Origin of the sequence: Sphingobacterium sp. UDSM-2020 (genome assembly GCF_016132525.1) — a bacterium.
In the GTDB taxonomy this organism is placed as follows: domain Bacteria; phylum Bacteroidota; class Bacteroidia; order Sphingobacteriales; family Sphingobacteriaceae; genus Sphingobacterium; species Sphingobacterium anhuiense.
This window is the reverse complement of the sequence record NZ_CP066166.1, coordinates 2879918-2899053: the sequence shown is the minus strand read 5'-3', so window position 1 is coordinate 2899053 and position 19136 is coordinate 2879918. Positions and strand designations below refer to the sequence as shown.

The 19136-nt window shown below is 35.1% G+C and carries 23 protein-coding genes; 18 read left to right on the top strand and 5 right to left on the bottom strand.

Annotated elements, in window-relative coordinates; translation table 11 throughout:
* Positions 1-7: 7 nt before the first annotated feature.
* The 5 genes from JAZ75_RS12220 to JAZ75_RS12200 form a co-directional block, all read right to left on the bottom strand.
* Positions 8-1474 (bottom strand): lytic transglycosylase domain-containing protein, encoded by a 1467-nt coding sequence (locus JAZ75_RS12220; protein WP_208702157.1) that lies wholly within the window; start codon positions 1472-1474, stop codon positions 8-10.
* A 153-nt stretch (positions 1475-1627) separates the two neighbouring features.
* The gene (locus tag JAZ75_RS12215) at positions 1628-1828 is read right to left on the bottom strand and encodes a twin-arginine translocase TatA/TatE family subunit (RefSeq protein WP_031287456.1); all 201 of its coding nucleotides are present in this window, start codon (positions 1826-1828) and stop codon (positions 1628-1630) included.
* Positions 1829-1923: 95 nt separating this feature from the next.
* On the bottom strand, positions 1924-3174 hold the full coding sequence (locus JAZ75_RS12210; protein ID WP_232789445.1) for a murein hydrolase activator EnvC family protein: 1251 nt from the start codon (positions 3172-3174) through the stop codon (positions 1924-1926).
* Between the two features lie 148 nt (positions 3175-3322).
* Positions 3323-4114 carry a DUF4292 domain-containing protein gene (locus JAZ75_RS12205; RefSeq protein ID WP_021188579.1) on the bottom strand — a complete coding sequence of 264 codons (792 nt, stop codon included), beginning with the start codon at positions 4112-4114 and terminating at the stop codon, positions 3323-3325.
* Positions 4104-5813: a tetratricopeptide repeat protein gene (locus tag JAZ75_RS12200; protein ID WP_208702153.1), complete on the bottom strand. Its 1710-nt coding sequence runs from the start codon at positions 5811-5813 to the stop codon at positions 4104-4106. Before JAZ75_RS12200 ends, JAZ75_RS12205 begins: the two co-directional genes overlap by 11 nt.
* A gap of 283 nt (positions 5814-6096) precedes the next feature.
* On the opposite strand from JAZ75_RS12200, the gene rplM reads away from it, so the two are divergent.
* From rplM to JAZ75_RS12115, 18 genes are all read left to right on the top strand, one after another.
* A complete protein-coding gene (gene rplM / locus JAZ75_RS12195; RefSeq protein ID WP_021188576.1) occupies positions 6097-6540 on the top strand; it encodes a 50S ribosomal protein L13 in 444 nt (147 codons plus the stop codon).
* An 11-nt stretch (positions 6541-6551) separates the two neighbouring features.
* Positions 6552-6938, top strand: a complete 387-nt coding sequence (gene rpsI / locus JAZ75_RS12190; protein ID WP_021188575.1) for a 30S ribosomal protein S9 — start codon at positions 6552-6554, stop codon at positions 6936-6938.
* Between the two features lie 18 nt (positions 6939-6956).
* The gene (gene rpsB / locus JAZ75_RS12185) at positions 6957-7754 is read left to right on the top strand and encodes a 30S ribosomal protein S2 (protein WP_021188574.1); all 798 of its coding nucleotides are present in this window, start codon (positions 6957-6959) and stop codon (positions 7752-7754) included.
* Positions 7755-7947: 193 nt separating this feature from the next.
* Positions 7948-8784, top strand: coding sequence for a translation elongation factor Ts (gene tsf, locus JAZ75_RS12180; RefSeq protein WP_021188573.1), 837 nt, complete (start codon positions 7948-7950; stop codon positions 8782-8784).
* Positions 8785-9019: 235 nt separating this feature from the next.
* Positions 9020-9901 (top strand): SDR family oxidoreductase, encoded by an 882-nt coding sequence (locus tag JAZ75_RS12175; protein ID WP_021188572.1) that lies wholly within the window; start codon positions 9020-9022, stop codon positions 9899-9901.
* Between the two features lie 88 nt (positions 9902-9989).
* Complete coding sequence (locus JAZ75_RS12170; RefSeq protein ID WP_208702151.1) at positions 9990-11546, top strand: serine hydrolase; 1557 nt, start codon at positions 9990-9992, stop codon at positions 11544-11546.
* Complete coding sequence (locus tag JAZ75_RS12165; RefSeq protein WP_021188570.1) at positions 11530-11757, top strand: VF530 family DNA-binding protein; 228 nt, start codon at positions 11530-11532, stop codon at positions 11755-11757. Before JAZ75_RS12170 ends, JAZ75_RS12165 begins: the two co-directional genes overlap by 17 nt.
* Before the next feature lie 190 nt (positions 11758-11947).
* Positions 11948-12802, top strand: coding sequence for an NAD(P)-dependent oxidoreductase (locus tag JAZ75_RS12160; RefSeq protein WP_208702149.1), 855 nt, complete (start codon positions 11948-11950; stop codon positions 12800-12802).
* A gap of 8 nt (positions 12803-12810) precedes the next feature.
* Positions 12811-13269, top strand: coding sequence for an SRPBCC family protein (locus tag JAZ75_RS12155; protein ID WP_208702147.1), 459 nt, complete (start codon positions 12811-12813; stop codon positions 13267-13269).
* Between the two features lie 18 nt (positions 13270-13287).
* Complete coding sequence (locus tag JAZ75_RS12150) at positions 13288-13662, top strand: hypothetical protein (RefSeq protein ID WP_232789428.1); 375 nt, start codon at positions 13288-13290, stop codon at positions 13660-13662.
* Positions 13659-13829, top strand: coding sequence for a hypothetical protein (locus JAZ75_RS26005; protein ID WP_232789427.1), 171 nt, complete (start codon positions 13659-13661; stop codon positions 13827-13829). Before JAZ75_RS12150 ends, JAZ75_RS26005 begins: the two co-directional genes overlap by 4 nt.
* 11 nt (positions 13830-13840) lie before the next feature.
* Positions 13841-14281 (top strand): VOC family protein, encoded by a 441-nt coding sequence (locus tag JAZ75_RS12145; RefSeq protein ID WP_208702145.1) that lies wholly within the window; start codon positions 13841-13843, stop codon positions 14279-14281.
* Positions 14282-14342: 61 nt separating this feature from the next.
* Complete coding sequence (locus tag JAZ75_RS12140; protein WP_208702143.1) at positions 14343-14816, top strand: OsmC family protein; 474 nt, start codon at positions 14343-14345, stop codon at positions 14814-14816.
* Positions 14817-14889: 73 nt separating this feature from the next.
* Positions 14890-15465 (top strand): pentapeptide repeat-containing protein, encoded by a 576-nt coding sequence (locus JAZ75_RS12135; RefSeq protein WP_208702141.1) that lies wholly within the window; start codon positions 14890-14892, stop codon positions 15463-15465.
* Between the two features lie 57 nt (positions 15466-15522).
* Positions 15523-15894 (top strand): hypothetical protein, encoded by a 372-nt coding sequence (locus JAZ75_RS12130; protein WP_021188563.1) that lies wholly within the window; start codon positions 15523-15525, stop codon positions 15892-15894.
* Positions 15895-16089: 195 nt separating this feature from the next.
* A complete protein-coding gene (locus JAZ75_RS12125; protein ID WP_021188562.1) occupies positions 16090-16866 on the top strand; it encodes an ABC transporter ATP-binding protein in 777 nt (258 codons plus the stop codon).
* Between the two features lie 6 nt (positions 16867-16872).
* Positions 16873-18546: a hypothetical protein gene (locus JAZ75_RS12120; RefSeq protein ID WP_208702139.1), complete on the top strand. Its 1674-nt coding sequence runs from the start codon at positions 16873-16875 to the stop codon at positions 18544-18546.
* Positions 18547-18611: 65 nt separating this feature from the next.
* The gene (locus JAZ75_RS12115) at positions 18612-19040 is read left to right on the top strand and encodes an SRPBCC domain-containing protein (protein ID WP_183917155.1); all 429 of its coding nucleotides are present in this window, start codon (positions 18612-18614) and stop codon (positions 19038-19040) included.
* The last annotated feature ends 96 nt before the right edge of the window (positions 19041-19136 follow it).

Here is a 19136-nt window from a genome sequence, read left to right as displayed (position 1 = left end):
TCGAAATTTATCCCCGATTAATCTTCAATTTCATACCAGGCTTTAACCTCGAATGTGATAAATTATTATCAGCCTTCAACTTAGATAATGACACCCCTTTATTATTTGCGATCTCTGATAGCGTATCACCTTTTTTTACAGTATAAAAAGCAAAATTCGACTTTCTCTGAGTTTCAGCACTTGTTTTCTGAGCTAAACGCGTATTGACACCACTACTGCTAACAATTAATGAAGCACCAGTCTTTACAGAAGATCCCTTTACGTTATTCCAAGCTTTTAAATTTTGAACACTCACATCATATTTCTTCGCTATAACAGCTAAAGTTTCACCTCTTCTAACACGATGTGTACTTGTTTGAGCGCTTCGCTTATTACTCACACGCACATCATCATTCGCTAAAGCCACTACTTGACTAGGAGTTTCTACTGTTGTATTTAAAGCAAGATAAAGTTGATCCTTATTCATATCAGCTGCTAAAGCAGGAATGATCAAACGACGATGTATTTCATCAGAGCCATTAACGATCCCTTTTTTATATGCTGGATTTAACACTTTTAAACTCTCCTCAGAAACGTTTATCGCTTTAGCAACCTCTGCTATCGAAATGAATTTATCAATCTCTAATACCTGCGTATTTAAGGCAATGTCTCCATCCTTAGCTTCAATACCATGATCTTGTGCATATCCTAAAGTATAAGTCATAGCGATATATGCAGGAATATAATTTCTGGTCTCTTTTGGCAGAAAAGGAGCAACTTCCCAAAATGAAGGTTGAATTTTGCCAGATCTTAAAATAGCTCGTTTCACACCACCTTTTCCACAATTATAAGAAGCTATCGCCAACAACCAATCCCCAAATTCAGCATACGCTTCCTTCATATATTTTGCGGCAGCATAGCTTGAAGCAATTGGATCTTTACGTTCATCAACATAATTGTCCATTGTTAAATTATAGATCTTTGCTGTCCCATACATAAATTGCCAAGGCCCTGTAGCACCAACGCGAGAAACATCATGTGGATTTAACGCAGACTCTATAATGGAGAGGTATTTAATTTCTTTTGGAACTCCTACTTCAGCAAGAATACGTTCATAAAGCGGAAAATAATACTGCGCCAATCCTAACATGCGAGACATATGCCCTGCATAATTCTTAGAATTATAAAGATCAATATATTTTCGAACATGTTGGTTATAGTCTAGAGGGACTTCACGTTCTAAGGAATTTAGTTTTCGAACGACAGTTACATCTTCGATATCAAATAAAATTCCTTCTACTTCTTTTTCACCGGCATTTACAAATTTGATACTATCAAGCTGCTGCAGAATAGATGCATTTTCACGATCTATACTCGCTAACATGATTGCTTGAGTAGAATTTCTCATCTCTTCAATAGACTTTTCTTGTGCAAACAAACAACATGTCGTAAATGCTAAGCCTATCGTCAATAGAGTCTTCTTGCTTTCAATCATCTTTTTTAATTATGGTTGATAAATAGAACCTAAGTAGTCCTTATTACAAAGCATGTATTTTTACTACATACCCTCATTAACAATACTGGAAACTGTACAAAATGAAATAAGATTTTACTGCTGTAAAATCTTATTTCTCAAAAACAACATAAATTACTTATTATCAGTTGTTTTCTCTTTAGTATCATCTGTAGAATCCTCTTTCTGTCCGTCTTTGAATTCTTTTACACCTTTACCTAATCCACGCATCAATTCAGGAATCTTTTTACCGCCAAATAATAATAATAATATTACAACGATTATAATTAATTCCTGACCTCCAATACCCATTATTAATAACCCTGATGTCAACATAACTTATAATTTACTGTTTTTCAATATTCACTTTAAGTATATACACTTATACCCTAAAAACAAATGTACATAATAATTTTTATTTCTATATTTTTTTAATTCGCTAACCATGATTGCGGATTCATCGGGATTTGTCCTTGCCAAACCTGGAAATCTAAAACTGGCGCGTCTAAATCCGGATCATTAGCTACTGTTCCAATAGCTTGACCTGCTGATACTTTCTGTCCTTTAGACACACTAAAACTAGCTAAATTACTATACACCGAGAAGAATTCACCATGTGAAATAATAATCACCTTCAATCCATTTAAAGTTAACGTACTTGTTACAGTTCCAGAAAATACAGCCTTAACTGTTGCGCCACTAGAAGTTTGTAATTTTAATGATTCATGACTTACTGAGACGTTCCGACCCGTCCTATCCGTACCAAAACTTTGTAATATCTTAGCATTGGAAACAGGCCATGGCAGTCGTCCACGGTTAGATCTAAAATCAGCTGAAAGTCGAGCCGCTTCCGGAGTTGCACGCAACACTTCTGAATCTGATTTACGAGCCGTAGATTTGGAAGTTTCCTTATCATCAACTTTAGTGTCATTTTTCTTCGCGCTCCTTGCTGCAGCAGCTTCCGCAGCTCTACGAGCAGCTTCTTGTCTTCTACGCTCTGCTTCAATTTCTCTTTTAATGATAGCCTGAATTGCAGATCTTAACTTACGCTCTTCTTTTTGCTTCTGCGTAATATCGCGTTTTACACCTCGTTCAGTCGTAATTAAAGAACTCAATTCATTAGAGAACACAGCACGTTGTTGTGCAATAGTTTTCTTCTCTTGCTCTTGCTCATTCAATAACTGCTTATGCTTATTACGATCAGCCTGTAACTGTGCTATTTTTTGCTCAATCTGCTTTTTAGTTCCTTCAATCTCACTTGCTTTCAATTTTCGAGAATCATTGAATTGCTGCAAATATTTTACACGACGAAAACCTTGATTAAAATCCTTTGAAGCAAAAATAAACATCAACTTATTATAGGCATTGCGGTTACGAAAAGCGAACATAATCATCTTTTCATAATCATTACGCATTTTCTCCAACTCTGCTTTCAATTTATCTACAGCGCTGGTATTCGTATTAATCTGGCGATTAATCAAGCTTAATTCAGAACTTATCGTTGTAATTTTCTCTTCACGAAGATTAATCTGACTACTTAAAGCACTGACCTGCTTCTGAGTCAAAATCTTTTCTGTAGTCGTTTCTTTTAGCGTTTTTTGCAATTCCGCTATTTCACGATTTATTTTTTCACGTTTTTTTTCAAGCTCTGCACGAGTCTGCGAAAAACCGATTCCCAGCATCAAAAAAAACGCAGTTAGACTTAGTGTTATTTTCTTTAAATTCATCTATAGTAATCTTTTACTAGCAGTTGAGTCTGAATATAATATGTTCAATTAATTATAGTCTCAAATGCGAAAGTAATAAATCTTAAGGATTATCGTACTAACATTAATTAATTACTTTGTATTTATTGGAGATAGTAAAAGGCATTTCAATAGCTTCATTAAATGAAATTCTGCTGTAATTGAAGTTTGCTTTAATATTCATATCACCTCCTGAAATCAGTAATTCTAGACCCATCGGAAACAATTGCCCACCTCCATTTGAATAATCTGCATAACTAGCCTCCAATTTCTGTCCTTTTTCAGGCTGCTCCAAACTAAAGGAATCTAACCTATTCTGTTGATTAACTAAATATAAGTAAGTCAATGCATTCTTTTGACCACGCAACTGAATTGGTACACTCGTTTGATCAACCTCAAAGTCGGTTGTATTTAACAAATTCGTTGAAAAATTGGCTAAAAACAAATCTTGAACATTTGAAAAAGTTAAATCCTCACTTGCATATTGATACAAGTAACTAAAGGGTTTTGCTATATATTCCCCCTGAAATTTATTTAATATCTGAACACTATCTGGAGTAATCAAAACCCGGCCTATTTCTATACCCAATAATGCCGTAATAGAAATCCAGATTCTTTTATCTTTTTCAATCCTTATATTAGCTGTCACATCGTATGATGACTTTCCTAAATCTATTTTGCTTTTAGCTTTGCCAGAGAACGTAGTAAAGTCCAGATTTGACAACAAAAATTTCTGAACTACCGCATTTTTAGAATCTTCCTTACTGATCGTTTCAACTACCTCAGGCTTACTCTCTACTTTACTCATTTTTTTCTTAGTACTGCAGGATGCCAATACAACAAGCAATAAAAGTGTAACAACAGATTTATTCCACATACGATTTCTTATTTATTTTCTCTCTCAACTTCTCCATATTGGTTTCAGTAGATCCCCCCATAGCCAAAGCACTTTTCCATTGCTTCATCGCTTCGGTTATTTTTTTGTTTTTAATCAAAATATCACCATAATGCTCCAATAGGACTGTTGAAGGCGATTTTGAATTTTTTATTGCCTTTTCAATCCAAAGCAATGCATCAGCATATTTACCCTGTTGAAATAAAACCCATGCATAAGTATCTTCCAATGTCGCATCATTAGGTCGTAACTTATTTGCTGTCTCTGCAAAATGAGCCGCATCATCTAAATCCTGATTTCTTAACGCTAAATAATAAGCTAAATTGTTCATCGCACTTACATTTGTACTATCTAAGTTAATAGCTTCTCTATAGGCAACATCTGAAGCAGCCTCCATTTTAAGCGAATGATAAATATCGCCCAGACCACTATAAATATTTGATTGAAAAATGGCATTCTCATTTTGACCATTGTTCAAGGCTGCCTCCATCAAATTTCTAGCTAGTTCATAATTTCCTTTCAATGTATATGCGATAGAACTGAAATACAAAATAACAGGATTATTGGGAATATTGTGTAAAGCTTCACCGCCATGTTCTATCGCTTGATCATATTGCTCCAACGCCAGATCAACATTCATGAGCATACGCCATGCATCAATTTGATAAGGATTAATACCTACTGCAATAGAAAAGGAAGACTGTGCCCCAACTAAATCATTACGCATCCAATTCACCTGCCCCTTAGCCACATGACTTTCTGCTACGCGAGGATGTACATCAACCAATATATTAGCTAATTCTTGTGCCTGGTCGAATGAAAATCCACTATTAGGAGCTAATAAAGATAAGATAATTCTATTTTTTTCCGAGAAATCAACACTTTTAGATAAAAAGGCTTGTTTTAAGTAATCATAAGAAAGCTTAGCCTTCCCAGACAAACGGTACTCATCAGCCAGATCTAAAAATAAGTAATCATCTTTCGCATTCGCAACACCGGTATTTAATATCGCAATAGCTTTTTTAGGATCTTTAATTCCACGATAAGCCTGTGCCAATTGACTGTATACCTGTGCCAAAGGAGATTTTTTAATTGCCCAAGGTTCAAGAACCTGGATTACAGCAGGAAAATCATCTTTTGACAATAGCAAAGTAGCACCTATAACGTCAAGCGTATCGGTAGCTCCCGCTCGCTCTCTAACATCCTTATATAAAGCAAAAGCCTCATCTTTTTTGTCACTGTTAAACAACAACATAATCTTCTCGCGATTCAAGGCCGCAATGTTGACCTTCTCCTTTGTCATCAGCAGATCCAATGAACGGATCGCACTAGGGAGATCACCTTTTCCTTTATTAACATCGATATTGAAACTTAAATATTCATTTTTAGGATTAATTTCCAAAGCTTTATTTACTTCCTCCAAAGCACGATCAGCATTACGCATCTGTCCAAATAAAACGGCTTTAGTAAAATAAGCATCATCAGCATTAGGATATCGCGTAGTAATGGCATCCAAAGAATCCATGGCCTGCTTGAAATCACCGTTCCTCAAAAAAACTTCAATATTTTTTAATTGTTGCGAATAAGGTTTTTCTTGCTTGCTCTCCTGTGCTGAAACCCTTTGTCCAACCGTAGTTAACAATGTTACCAATAGCGCGTATTTCAAATATTTCTTAAACATAAATAATCCTTCTCGTTCAACAATTGCTGTATTAATATGTTGCAATATACTAATAATGGACAACTGTTAAATAGTGCTATTGCATTTCAATAGGTTATTTTTTGATGATTATGGCATTACCCGGCATTTAAATTAATCTCAAGTGCTTCAGATTAAAATGAAACTGTCTAAAATAAAGTAAAATAGATTTTCGTAATCAAGAAATTAAAAGTACCTTTGCAGACCCTTGAGACACAGGGAAAAGAAGTGAATAAAATTTTATTAATTATTTAATTAAAAGCAAGTGAATACGTTAAGTTACAAAACTGTCTCTGCCAACAAGAACACCATCAACAAAGAATGGATCGTTGTTGATGCTGAAGGCGAGATTTTGGGGCGCTTGGCAAGCGAAATTGCGAAAGTAATTCGCGGAAAGCACAAGCCATCGTTTACCCCTCACGTAGATTGCGGAGATAATGTTATCGTTATCAATGCAGAAAAAATTAGATTGACAGGTAATAAATTGGGTGACAAAACTTACGTTCGCTACACGGGATACCCGGGTGGTCAACGTTTCATCACTCCAAAAGAATTATTGGCAAAACACCCTGAGCGCGTTATTGAAAAAGCTGTTCGTGGTATGCTTCCTAAAAACCGTTTAGGTCGTCAATTGTTTAAAAACCTTTATGTTTATGCTGGAACTGAGCACAAACAAGAGGCTCAAAATCCAAAACCAGTTAAATTTTAAGGAGAATCGACATGTCAACAACTAATACTTCAGGAAGAAGAAAAACTGCTGTTGCCCGCATTTACTTAACTGCTGGTAGCGGAGTCCTTACAATCAATGGTAAAGACTACAAAGAATATTTCCCAACATTGCCTTTGCAATACATTGTTACTCAATCATTAGAAGTAGCAGGTCAAGCAGGGAATTTTGATGCGAAAGTGAACGTTAATGGAGGTGGTGTAAAAGGACAAGCTGAGGCTGTACGTTTAGCTATTGCGAAAGCATTAGTTGAATTAGACCCAGAAGTTAAACCAGCTTTACGTGCTAAAGGTTTAGTTACACGTGATGACCGTATGGTTGAGCGTAAGAAACCAGGACGCAAGAAAGCTCGTAAGAGATTCCAATTCAGTAAACGTTAATCAAAGGAGGATCAAAAAATGGCAAGAACAACTTATCAAGACTTATTGGATGCAGGTGTGCACTTTGGTCACCTTACACGTAAATGGGATCCGAAAATGGCTAAGTACATTTTCATGGAACGTAACGGTATCCACATCATTGACTTGAACAAAACGCTTACGAAATTGGAAGAAGCTGCTTCAGCTATCAAACAAATCGTAAAATCAGGTCGTAAGGTTTTATTCGTAGCAACGAAAAAACAAGCAAAAGAAATCATCGCTCAACAAGCGAAAGCAGTTAACATGCCTTTCGTTACAGAAAGATGGTTAGGTGGTATGCTTACAAACTTCACAACAGTTCGTAAGTCCATCAAAAAAATGTCTACTATTGACAAAATGCAAAAAGATGGTACATACGATGTATTATCTAAAAAAGAGAAGTTGATGATTCAACGTGAGCGTATCAAATTAGAGTCTCTATTAGGAGGTATCGCTGATTTGAACCGTTTACCGGCTGCTTTATTCATCATCGATGTGAAAAAAGAACACATCGCTGTTACTGAAGCAATCAAATTGAGCATCCCTACTTTTGCAATGGTTGATACAAACTCTGACCCTTCAAACATTGATTTCCCAATCCCTGCAAATGATGACGCTAGTAAATCTATTAGCTTAATCGCTGGTATCATTGGTCAAGCAATCCAAGAAGGTTTGGACGAGCGCAAACGTGATAAAGAAGACGAAGCAGAAAAAGAAGCAGCTGCAGCTAAGGCTAAAGTTGATACTACTGAAGCTTCAGAAGCTAAACGTCCTCGTAAAGCGAAAGACGGAGAATAATATTTTTTATTCCAAACCGGATAGCGTAGCGTTGGTTTCTGGAAAAGAATTCTTTTCTTAGACTGACCTATCTGTCCGGTTTTTTGGTTTATCATTTCTCGAATAAGAAATGATAAACTTTATATTAGCTTAACAATAGTTATGCTAATATTGTCAAGAAAATAATAAGTCAAAAATTTAAAAAGAATATATCATGTCAGTACAAATTTCTGCATCAGATGTAAACAAGTTGCGTCAACAAACAGGCGCAGGTATGATGGATTGTAAAAAAGCGTTAGTTGAAGCAAACGGTGATTTCGAAGCTGCTGTTGATTACTTACGTAAAAAAGGAGCTAAAGTTGCTGCTAGCCGTCAAGACCGTGATTCTAACGAAGGTGTTATCATTGCTAAAGCTGCAACTGATGGTAAATCAGGTATCGTAGTTGAAGTTAACTGTGAAACTGATTTCGTAGCTAAAAATGCTGACTTCGTGGCTTTCGCTGATTCAGTTGCTGAAGTTGCTTTAGCAAACAAACCTGCTACTTTAGAAGACCTAAAAGCATTAGAAATTGGCGGTACTAAAATTGCTGATTTATTAATCGAGCAAACTGGTAAAATCGGTGAGAAAATTGACGTTTCTAAATACGAAACTGTTTCTGCTGAGAAAGTTGTTGCTTATATCCACGCAAACTACCGTCTAGGTGTATTAGTTGGTTTATCTGCAAATGTTGATGGTGTTGAAGAAGCTGGTAAAGATGTAGCTATGCAAATCGCTGCAATGAACCCTATTGCTATTGATAAAGATGGTGTTGATGCGCATACAATCGAGCGTGAAATTGCTATCGCTAAAGAACAAATCATGGCTGAAGGTAAACCTGCTGAAATGGCAGAAAAAATCGCAGCTGGTAAATTGAACAAATTCTTCAAAGAAACTACTTTGTTGAACCAAGAATTCGTGAAAGATAACTCTAAATCTATCGCTCAATTCTTAGATTCAGTTTCTAAAGGCTTAACTGTTACTGCATTCAAACGTGTTCAATTAGGAGCATAAATGCAAGAGAACATGAGTTAGCTCATGCGTCTTAAACATATAATCACAAAAGGCTTGTCTCAATGAGACAGGCCTTTTGTTCTTTAAATAACTTACTCCCCCTCCCGTATTTCCAACCACCAGGGACAAAGTTTATCAAAGACATTAAAAAGCATATCATAAATAACTCGAAAAGGAAGATTATTTTTTTGTAAATTGGATGATATAATTGATTACAAACACTAAATAATATCACATGAGTACAACACAAGGAATGCTTCGTGAGGATGCACTAATGGGAAAAAACATATTGATTACCGGAGGTGGAACAGGTCTTGGTAAAGCTATGACCCGATACTTTTTACAATTAGGGGCACAATGCATCATCACGAGTCGAAAAGACGATGTTATCCAACAAACCGCAGCAGAGCTTAGTAAGGAAACTAATGGTAAATGTATAGCAATTGCTTGTGATGTTCGCGATTATGACCAAGTAGAGAAAGTTATTAATTATGGTATTAAACAGCTTGGCTCAATTGACATATTAGTGAATAACGCCGCCGGAAATTTCATCTCGCCGACAGAAAGATTAAGCCACCGTGCATTTGAATCTGTTTTAGGAATTGTACTTCAAGGTACCATAAACTGCACACTGGCACTTGGAAAAATTTGGATTGCAAACAAGGATAAAGATAAAACAGTACTCAATATCGTAACGACCTACGCAAGTACCGGTTCAGGATATGTCGTACCCTCTGCTTGTGCTAAATCTGGAGTATTAGCGATGACAAGATCGTTAGCAGTTGAGTGGGGACGCAAAGGAATTCGATTAAATGCAATTGCTCCCGGCCCTTTTCATACAACAGGCGCGTTCGACCGCCTCTTTCCAAGTAACCTAAGTGACACCCTCAACCCTGTCAACAGGATACCTCTTGGAAGAACTGGTAACTTACAAGAATTAGCCAATTTGGCAGCATACCTCGTTTCCGACTATTCAGCATACATCAATGGTGATGTGATCACAATCGATGGCGGAGAATGGTTAAAAGGTGCTGGAGAATTTAATGGACTCGATGCCGTTTCAGAGGAACAATGGGACACGGTTGAAAAATTGACCAGAGGAGCAAAAAGTACTTAATACATCCCTTAAAAATTACTGTATTTCTTATATTAAGACTATACAATTGCTGTTTTATTTAGATATTTGAATATAATCTCACAAATGAATGAAAAAAATAGCTTGTATAGCTCTTCTATTTTTTAGCAGCACTTCTTTATTTGCACAGCATATACAAGAAAGTGTCGTAGACTCCATTGTCCAGAAAACATTATTAACCTTTAATGTGCCGGGAATAGCCGTGGGTATCGTAAAAGATAACCAGGTAATATTAGCCAAAGGATATGGTATTGCCGACTTAAATAGAATGAATAAAGTTCATGCTTCAACGAACTTTGGAATTGCCTCCAATTCAAAGGCCTTTACAACCACTGCCCTGGCTATTTTAGTAGATGAAGGTAAATTAAACTGGGATGACAACGTACAAAAATACATCCCGGAATTCAAGATGTATAATGATTATGTAACTAAAAACTTCACGATTCGTGATCTCCTAACTCACAGAAGTGGTTTGGGACTAGGTGCCGGAGATTTAATGATATGGCCCGATGGACATGACTTTACTCCCGATGACATTATCCATAACATCCAGTATTTAAAACCTACATCCGATTTTCGCACAAAATATGATTATGATAATCTGCTATATATTATAGCTGGAAAAGTTTTAGAAAAAGTATCAGGTCAAAGTTGGCAGACATATATTCAGGAAAGGATATTTAAACCGTTGGCAATGGATCATTCTGCACCAAACTGGAACATGTTGCAAGATCGCCAAGATGTGATCGCTCCACATGTACCTCTAGATGGTATAAATCATGTCAGTACGCGCTATACCAATACCATTTTAGATGCAGCCGGAGGCATATACTCCAATGTGGACGATCTCAACAAATGGATGATTTTTCACCTCAACAATGGCGAGAATAATGGACATCAGCTGATCTCCAAGAAGCAATTAAAAGAATTGATCACACCACAGACAATCATGCCTGTTAGTACTGTTCCCCCTTACAATTCATTATTCAGAGCATATGGCCTTGGCTTTCGTCTGACAGATATGGCGGGTAAATTAGAGGTTTCCCACACGGGAGGATTAGAAGGAATTGTCACACAAATCGTTATGCTTCCACAATTAAAACTGGGTATTGTAGTGCTCACCAATCAGCAAGAAGGTGCAGCATTCACTGCCATCAGTAATACTATAAAAGATTTTTATTTAGGTATTAACGATCAACACTGGATTACCACCTATCAAACTTCAATTGCAAAAAACAATGCCGAAGCTGATCTCATAACACAGAAAACGTGGCAAATCGTAGAAGAGAATAAAAACATTCAAGATCAATTTCGACAAACAATACCAGGTAAATATCTCGACAATTGGCTTGGAGAAGTATCAATTAAAACTGAAAATGGACGATTAACATTCGCTTCAAAACGTTCTCCCCAACTCAGTGGTGAGCTTTACTATTATCAAGACAGCACGTATGTTGTCAAATGGTACAATCGCTTGATGTATGCAGATGCATTTGTACACTTCACTATTCAAGACAAAGAAATAGCTGGTTTTACAATGAACCCGGTATCACCACAGACAGATTTTAGTTTCGACTTTCAAGATCTAAATTTTAAAAAACACACAAACAATGGAACAAAAAAATAACCCACTTCACGGAAAAAGACTGGATACAATACTAGAATATCTAATTGCTTATTTTGAAGGTTGGGAAGGATTAGGTGAACGGATCAATATTCGCTGTTTCAACGAAAACCCCAGTATTAAATCATCGCTAGCTTTTTTAAGAAAAACACCGTGGGCAAGAAAAAAGGTCGAGGAATTATATCTTAAAATTTACGAATACGAAAACAAGTAGTTATCATTAAATATGATTATTTCTAAGCCTATTCAATTCATTTATAAAAAAGGTTATTTACAAAACTCTTCCGTTAACGAAGCCGTAAATAACCTTTTCTTGTAATCACGCTTATCAAACAAATAATCACCTCTAAAAGTAAAAACCATCTTAAAAAATAGTTGTTATACCTGTTATAAACTTAATACATATGCATCATAAAAATATAGGTTGGATCGGATTGGGAAACATGGGATTTCCAATGGCAAAAAATCTAGAAAATGCAGGATTTCCCCTTTCCGTCTTCAATCGAACTCCAAGTAAATCAGAACCATTCACAGATCTTTCAGAAGTTTATATAAGTGCCGTTGAATTAGTCAAAAACTGTGATATTATCTTCACCATGGTTTCGAACGATGCGGCAATAATAGATCTTTATGAAGATATATTTCATCTTGAAGATATATCAGGAAAAATATTTATCGATATGAGTACGATTTCCAAAGACCTTACTTTAACGATAGCACAAAAAATTCAAGAAAAGCAAGCTCGGTTTATGGATGCACCTGTAGCAGGGAGTACTGTTCCTGCTAAAGAAGGAACATTGATTATCATGGCTGGTGGAGAAGAAAAAGACCTGCAAGAAGTATTACCCTATTTAAATAAATTAGGTAAGGCAGTAAAGCATGTTGGTCCCGTAGGAAGTGGTATTTCAGCTAAACTGGCTATAAATTATTTTCTCTCTATCATCTATCAGGGCCTTGCCGAAACAGTTTTATTTGCTGAAAAAAGTGGAATTAAAACAGAAGACATATTAGAAATAATCAATGAAAGTGCCTGTGGAAGTGGAGCAACTAAAGTAAAAACTCCACTCCTATTACAGCAAGATTATGCACCCGCCTTTGCTTTGGACTTCATGTTAAAAGATCTAAACCTCGCAAAAAAAGAAGGTGTTAACACCCCAATGAATACAGTGCTACTGGAAACGTATCAAAAAGCACATGATGCAGGATTAGGAAAACAGGATGTTATCAGTATTATTAAGTATTTAAAACAGATTCAGTAATACACGTTATGAAAAACCAAATATCTGTAGAAGCTCAAATGTTAATTAGAAAACCTGTTGAACAGGTGTTTCAATCATTTATAGATCCTGCGATTACTGTCCATTTTTGGTTTACCAAAAGCTCCGGAAAACTAGAAATTGGAAAAACAGTTATTTGGGAATGGGAAATGTATGGTGTAAAAAGTACTGCTAAAGTACAGGATATCATCGCCAATGAAAAAATTAAAGTACTATGGGGACAACCCGAAACTTTAGTAGAGTTCAATTTTAAATCACTGTCTCCAGATCGTACGTATGTCACAATCCATCAAAGAGGTTTCCAGCAATCAGGAGATGAATTATTGCAAGTATTAATAGATTCTACCGGAGGATTTACAACAGTACTCGATGGTTGCAAAGCATACCTTGAACACGGTATAAATCTAAATTTAATTGCAGACAAATTCCCCAAAGAAGCGCTGTTATAAACTACTAAAATTACCAATATGAAAATTCTAAAGAAAATAGTTATTGTATTGCTTCTCATAGTGGCAGTACTTTTAATAACAGCTCTATTTCTTAAAAAAGATTATGCTGTTAAAAGAGAAATTACCATTAACAAACCAAAACAAGAAGTATTTGATTATATCAAATACCTACGCAATCAAAATAACTTCAGTAAATGGGCAATGATGGATCCTTTAATGACAAAAACATATCAAGGTACAGATGGAACTGTTGGATTTATTTCAGCTTGGGACAGTAAAGCAGATAGTGTAGAAAAGGGGAGCAGGAAATTGTTAAAATCGAAGAAGGCAAAAGAATTGATTTTGAAATTCGATTTATTAAACCATTTGAATCCAAAGATAAGGCGTACATGATCACAGATTCAATATCTCCAACTGCAACAAGAGTAATCTGGGGATTTGATGGACACATGAGCTACCCGATGAATCTCATGCTGCTCTGTATGGATTTTGATAAAATGTTAGGCGGTGATTTAGCGACAGGCTTAGAAAGGTTAAAAACAAAACTAGAAACGGAGTAAATAAAAATACCATGACAACAATCAATCCTTATTTAACATTTGAAGGCAACTGCGAGGAGGCATTTAACTTCTATAAAAATGTTTTCAAGAAAGAATTCCAGTACATAGGTAAATTTGGTGAGATGCCTACAGCTGAGGGACAAACACCGCTATCACCAGAACAGAAAGATAAAATCATGCATGTTTCATTACCCATACACGGAGATAGTATTTTAATGGGTAGCGATAGTATTGATGGTAATTGTGGAAATTATATAAAAGGAACGAATATTACACTATCAATTAACAGTACAGATAAAGAAGACGCAGATAGGCTCTATGATATACTTTCAGTCAATGGAATACAGTCTATGAAAATGACTCAAACATTCTGGGGAGCATATTTTGGCATGTTAACAGATCAATTTGGCATTAATTGGATGATCAATGTTGATAATAATACCCCGGAATAGAAAATTATTATATTAATTTTAGAAAGCTGAATGATCAATTCAGCTTTCTAAATACGTTAATATGGCAAAAGAACATCAATACAAGCAAAAAGTAATCTGGATGGGAAATACTGGAAAAGATACCGCTTCCTATAAAGACTATAAACGTGATTTTGAAATCAGCATACCGCACAAAGCAGTAATTGCAGGATCTTCAGATCCTGCTTTTTTAGGTGATCCAACAAAACATAACCCAGAAGATTTATTCCTAAGTTCACTATCAACGTGTCATATGCTTTGGTATTTACACTTTTGTGCCGAATCGGGTATACAAGTAGTACGATATGAAGATCAACCGATAGGTATTCTAACAGAAGAGAAATCTGGGGCTGGTCAATTTACAAAAGTTACACTCCAACCAACCGTCTGGATCAGAAATCCAGAATTGATGACACTTGCCACAGAATTACATACTAAGGCCAATGCATATTGTTTTATTGCAAAATCAATTCGGATTCCTGTTCATCATGAACCCATTATACTCATAGTTCTGTAGCATCTTATAAACTGATATAAATAAAGAGGACTATTTATAACATATTCCTAATTTAAAATTTCTATTTTTGGATATGACCGCAGCATATTACGAAGGAGAAAAAATAACTTTCATCGATTATAAAAAAAATAACTTTGAACAAGCTGAATACGATAATTGCCGTTTCGAAAACTGCGACTTTTCAAACAATAAATTAAACAATAGCATTTTTGCAGATTGTACATTTATAGATTGTAATTTCTCATTAGCCGAATTATCCGGAACAACATTCCAACAAGTCCTATTTAAAAACTGTAAACTATTAGGCTTACAATTTCAGCAATGCAACCGCTTCGGTTTATCTTTTACTTTTGAAAACTGCAATATCGATCATGCTTCATTTTATCAATTGAAGCTAAAAAAAACAACCTTTAGAAGTTGCCAATTACGGGAAGTAGATTTTTCTGAAGCAGATCTAACAGGGTCATCTTTCCAAAATTGTGATCTAAATCAAGCAATATTTGATCAGACCAATTTGGAGCAGGTCGATTTTCGAGATGCACAAAATCTGATGCTGTCACCGAATAAAAACAAATTAAAAAAAGCAAAGTTTTCACTCCTAAGTCTGCCGGGCCTACTTAACGAATATGATATCAAAATCGAGTCGTAATTTTAAACTTTTCTAGTGTTCTTTTGTTTTCTCTATATATAGAAAGGAGAATTTAAAATGTCTAAAAAGAAAATCGCGAATGAAGATGAAGTTCAAAATTCAAACGCCGACCAATTAGCTTACGATCCAGATAAACAATCATTTTCATTAGATGTGGAAGATAGCGACCCTGATTACGATCACCCAAGTGATTATGATACTGTCGCCGAAGGGGCTGCAGATGACGATTCTACTTACGACAATTCAAACCCCTACGTTGGTGATGAATATGCAGATTTAGACGAACTCATCGAAGACGATCTCGAAGAAGGTGGAATGCGGATTGAAGGAGAAGTAAAATTGAAGCCAATAGATAAGAAACTAGCCGAAACACCGGAAGATTTACGCGATGATTTAGATGAGGAAGGCTATCCCATTAATTATGATTAATGGACCTAGCGTAAATTTCTAGAAACATATACAAATGAATATACCACAGATTCATTTTAGAAATGGATATCGTTAAATATTCTCTATAATACGATATCCAATTCTTAAACCTTTTTAATCAAATATTTCTTTCTCCATAAATTAGTATCATTACCCATTCAAATTTTATATCTTTAGCTCAGAATAATTTATTTTATGGATGTGAGCAAACCAATTATCCGAATTTCAAATCTTAGAAAATCATACGGATCAAAAGAAATATTAAAGGGCATAAATCTTGATATTTATCCCGGTCAAGTAATCGGTTATATTGGCCCCAATGGTGCCGGTAAATCGACTACAGTTAAAATACTTACGGGTTTGATCAATGATTTTGAAGGAGAGGTTTTTATTAATGATATAGATATTAAAGAAGATCCGCTTACCGTAAAAAGTCAAATCGGTTATGTACCAGAAAATGCAGAACTATATGAGGTATTGACGCCTATGGAATACCTTGATTTTGTAGGTAAACTGTATGGTATGGAAGATACATTAATTCAACAAAGGGCACAACAATTACTTAAAGCATTTGGTCTTGAAGAAAATTTAAATAACAGGATGGATACATTTTCTAAAGGTATGCGCCAAAAAGTATTATTAATTTCAGGTATAATACATAATCCCCAAATTATAATTTTAGATGAACCATTATCCGGATTAGATGCTAATGCTGTTATTATTGTAAAAGAATTGATTTCCCTTTTGGCTAAAGAAGGCAAAACAATATTTTACTGCTCGCATATGATGGACGTTGTCGAAAAAGTATCCGATCGCATTATGTTAATCTCAGAAGGTAATATTATAGCTGATGGAAGTTTCGAGCAATTAAAAACGAACCAATCTGATACGTTAGAACAAATTTTCTCAAAACTCACAGGAAAAGAAGATGGAAACATAGATGCATCACATATTATTTCAGCAATTCGATAAAATAATATGCAGAAATTAACATTAAAATTCATTTTGCTTTTCAGCAAATTATGGACAAGCATAGGTATCGATGTTGCCCAATTAAGGATAATAATTGAAACAAAATTAACAATAGATGATCGTCGTCCTTTAGCCTCGTTCACGAAGAATCAAAATAAGAAACCAGCTAAAAATTCAACCTGGTTTCAATTTTTTATTTTCTCCCTTATGGGGCTCATGTTCTTATCATTTGTTATTATCATCCCCGATAAATTCTTAGCAACATCATTATTCTTAACGTTTATATTATCCATATTATCATTATCGCTGATAACAGACTTCTCAACAATTCTTCTTGATAACAAGGACCAATATATCATTTTACCAAGACCAGTGAATGATAAAACAGTTGCTTTTTCAAGGATATTATACATGCTAATAAAGATTTCTACGCAATTACTGCCCATAACATTACCGGCATTGATCTATGTATTTGTCAGTTGGAATATTTTTGCAGCATCGATATTTCTTGTTCAAATTATAATAGCAGCTTTAATAGCGGTTTTCTTTGTCAATATTTTCTATTCCTTATGTCTACGTTTTCTGTCTATTCAAAAATTTAAAGATACAATCAGTTACATCCAGATATTCTTTTCCATTTTTATTTTTCTAGGTTATCAAATTGGCCCTAGAGTAATGCAAAGTTTTACAGAAGGAGAAAACAGTATTTATCATCTTAAATTACTATGGATTTCTCCAGGAACATGGATCGCATCTTTTCAAGCCATGCTAGTTAAAGATTTCAGTGGTTTGACACTTATTTTTGCTTCTCTTAGCATCATTTTACTTATTGTAGCCATTTTAGGGTCATCACAATTATTTTCGAAAGATTTTAATAATAAAATAGCACAGTTAGCTATCGGAGACAGCCCAGTTAAAAAAGAAGAACTATCACAAGAGGGGAAAATTTCGTTTTATAAAAAAATAGAAAAAATATTCACAAATACACCATTGGAAAAAGCTGGATTTTCAATCATTTGGTTAATAACTTCACGGTCTAGAGAGTTTAAAATGCAATTGTATCCCACAATGGCTTACTTACCGATCTACTTCATTTTTCTATTTCTGCAGGGGAAAAATAATACATTGGTAGAACAAATTGACCGTGTGAATACATCAGGACTTTATATTATGATTTTCTATCTATCGCTTTTTACAGTATTAACTGTTTTCCAGCTAATCACTAAAAGTGAAAAATACAAAGCGGCATGGATCTATTATGCAGCCCCTATTCAACAAACAGGAGAATTAATGTCAGGAGTTTTAAAATCAGCATTCTTAAAATATTTCGTACCCTTCAATTTAATTTTTCTAATCATTTGTGTCCCCCTTTTTGGCGCACATGTGACCAATGACATTCTGCTAGCAACAGCCATAGGAGGTATTGAAAGTGTTCTTGTTATGTTATTCCTAGTCAAATCTTTTCCCTTTTCACAATCTATAGAAAACGGGAAAAGTAGAACAATCATCAACCTGTTTATATTAGGACTTTTAGCATTAGTAGGTTACTTACATATCGTTATTCATGAATACGAAATTATAATTTGGGTGATTACCATTATAGCGTGGATTATATTTTTAATCATGATTAAATATCTTAAAAAAGAAAATTGGAAAAGTCTAGCTTTTGATGATAATTAACAGGAAATTTCAACCTGATAAAAATATTAATTACCTTTATACTAATTCCTTATAAATTACAAATTATGTCAACAATTACAGTCAGTGCCGATATAAATGCCCCCTTAGAATATGTCTGGAAACTATTTAGCAAACCAGAGCATATTATTCACTGGAATGCTGCAAGCGATGATTGGGAAACAACAAGCGTAAGCAATGATTTGCGAAATGGAGGTCGATTCAGTTTTCACATGGCCGCAAAGGATAAAAGTTTTGATTTTAATTTTGAAGGACAATATGATGAAGTGAGGCCTCTTAGGCATATAGCATATACCCTTGGAGACAACCGAAAGGTAAGTACTACATTTTTTGAAAACAAAAACGTGGTAACAATCGTTCAGAGTTTTGATAGCGAAACCTCACATTCCGAAGAACAACAACACTCGGGGTGGCAGGCCATCCTCAATAACTTTAAAAAATACGTTGAAGCACAATTTCAGCAAAAAGATGCTTAACCCTAATTAAGCATAGAAGAATTACGGGGGCTATGGCCCCCGTATTTTATTATTCAAAACATCTTACCTTGGGTCCTGATGAACTTCAACAAATAA

Bases quoted from the DNA above. Each gene is read 5' to 3' on its own strand.
- JAZ75_RS12220 (WP_208702157.1), bottom strand. From the start codon at position 1,474: ATGATTGAAAGCAAGAAGACTCTATTGACGATAGGCTTAGCATTTACG.
- JAZ75_RS12215 (WP_031287456.1), bottom strand. From the start codon at position 1,828: ATGTTGACATCAGGGTTATTAATAATGGGTATTGGAGGTCAGGAATTA.
- JAZ75_RS12210 (WP_232789445.1), bottom strand. From the start codon at position 3,174: ATGCTGGGAATCGGTTTTTCGCAGACTCGTGCAGAGCTTGAAAAAAAA.
- JAZ75_RS12205 (WP_021188579.1), bottom strand. From the start codon at position 4,114: ATGTGGAATAAATCTGTTGTTACACTTTTATTGCTTGTTGTATTGGCA.
- JAZ75_RS12200 (WP_208702153.1), bottom strand. From the start codon at position 5,813: ATGTTTAAGAAATATTTGAAATACGCGCTATTGGTAACATTGTTAACT.
- rpsI (WP_021188575.1), top strand. From the start codon at position 6,552: ATGTCAACAACTAATACTTCAGGAAGAAGAAAAACTGCTGTTGCCCGC.
- rpsB (WP_021188574.1), top strand. From the start codon at position 6,957: ATGGCAAGAACAACTTATCAAGACTTATTGGATGCAGGTGTGCACTTT.
- tsf (WP_021188573.1), top strand. From the start codon at position 7,948: ATGTCAGTACAAATTTCTGCATCAGATGTAAACAAGTTGCGTCAACAA.
- JAZ75_RS12175 (WP_021188572.1), top strand. From the start codon at position 9,020: ATGAGTACAACACAAGGAATGCTTCGTGAGGATGCACTAATGGGAAAA.
- JAZ75_RS12170 (WP_208702151.1), top strand. From the start codon at position 9,990: ATGAAAAAAATAGCTTGTATAGCTCTTCTATTTTTTAGCAGCACTTCT.
- JAZ75_RS12165 (WP_021188570.1), top strand. From the start codon at position 11,530: ATGGAACAAAAAAATAACCCACTTCACGGAAAAAGACTGGATACAATA.
- JAZ75_RS12160 (WP_208702149.1), top strand. From the start codon at position 11,948: ATGCATCATAAAAATATAGGTTGGATCGGATTGGGAAACATGGGATTT.
- JAZ75_RS12155 (WP_208702147.1), top strand. From the start codon at position 12,811: ATGAAAAACCAAATATCTGTAGAAGCTCAAATGTTAATTAGAAAACCT.
- JAZ75_RS12150 (WP_232789428.1), top strand. From the start codon at position 13,288: ATGAAAATTCTAAAGAAAATAGTTATTGTATTGCTTCTCATAGTGGCA.
- JAZ75_RS26005 (WP_232789427.1), top strand. From the start codon at position 13,659: ATGATCACAGATTCAATATCTCCAACTGCAACAAGAGTAATCTGGGGA.
- JAZ75_RS12145 (WP_208702145.1), top strand. From the start codon at position 13,841: ATGACAACAATCAATCCTTATTTAACATTTGAAGGCAACTGCGAGGAG.
- JAZ75_RS12140 (WP_208702143.1), top strand. From the start codon at position 14,343: ATGGCAAAAGAACATCAATACAAGCAAAAAGTAATCTGGATGGGAAAT.
- JAZ75_RS12135 (WP_208702141.1), top strand. From the start codon at position 14,890: ATGACCGCAGCATATTACGAAGGAGAAAAAATAACTTTCATCGATTAT.
- JAZ75_RS12130 (WP_021188563.1), top strand. From the start codon at position 15,523: ATGTCTAAAAAGAAAATCGCGAATGAAGATGAAGTTCAAAATTCAAAC.
- JAZ75_RS12125 (WP_021188562.1), top strand. From the start codon at position 16,090: ATGGATGTGAGCAAACCAATTATCCGAATTTCAAATCTTAGAAAATCA.
- JAZ75_RS12120 (WP_208702139.1), top strand. From the start codon at position 16,873: ATGCAGAAATTAACATTAAAATTCATTTTGCTTTTCAGCAAATTATGG.
- JAZ75_RS12115 (WP_183917155.1), top strand. From the start codon at position 18,612: ATGTCAACAATTACAGTCAGTGCCGATATAAATGCCCCCTTAGAATAT.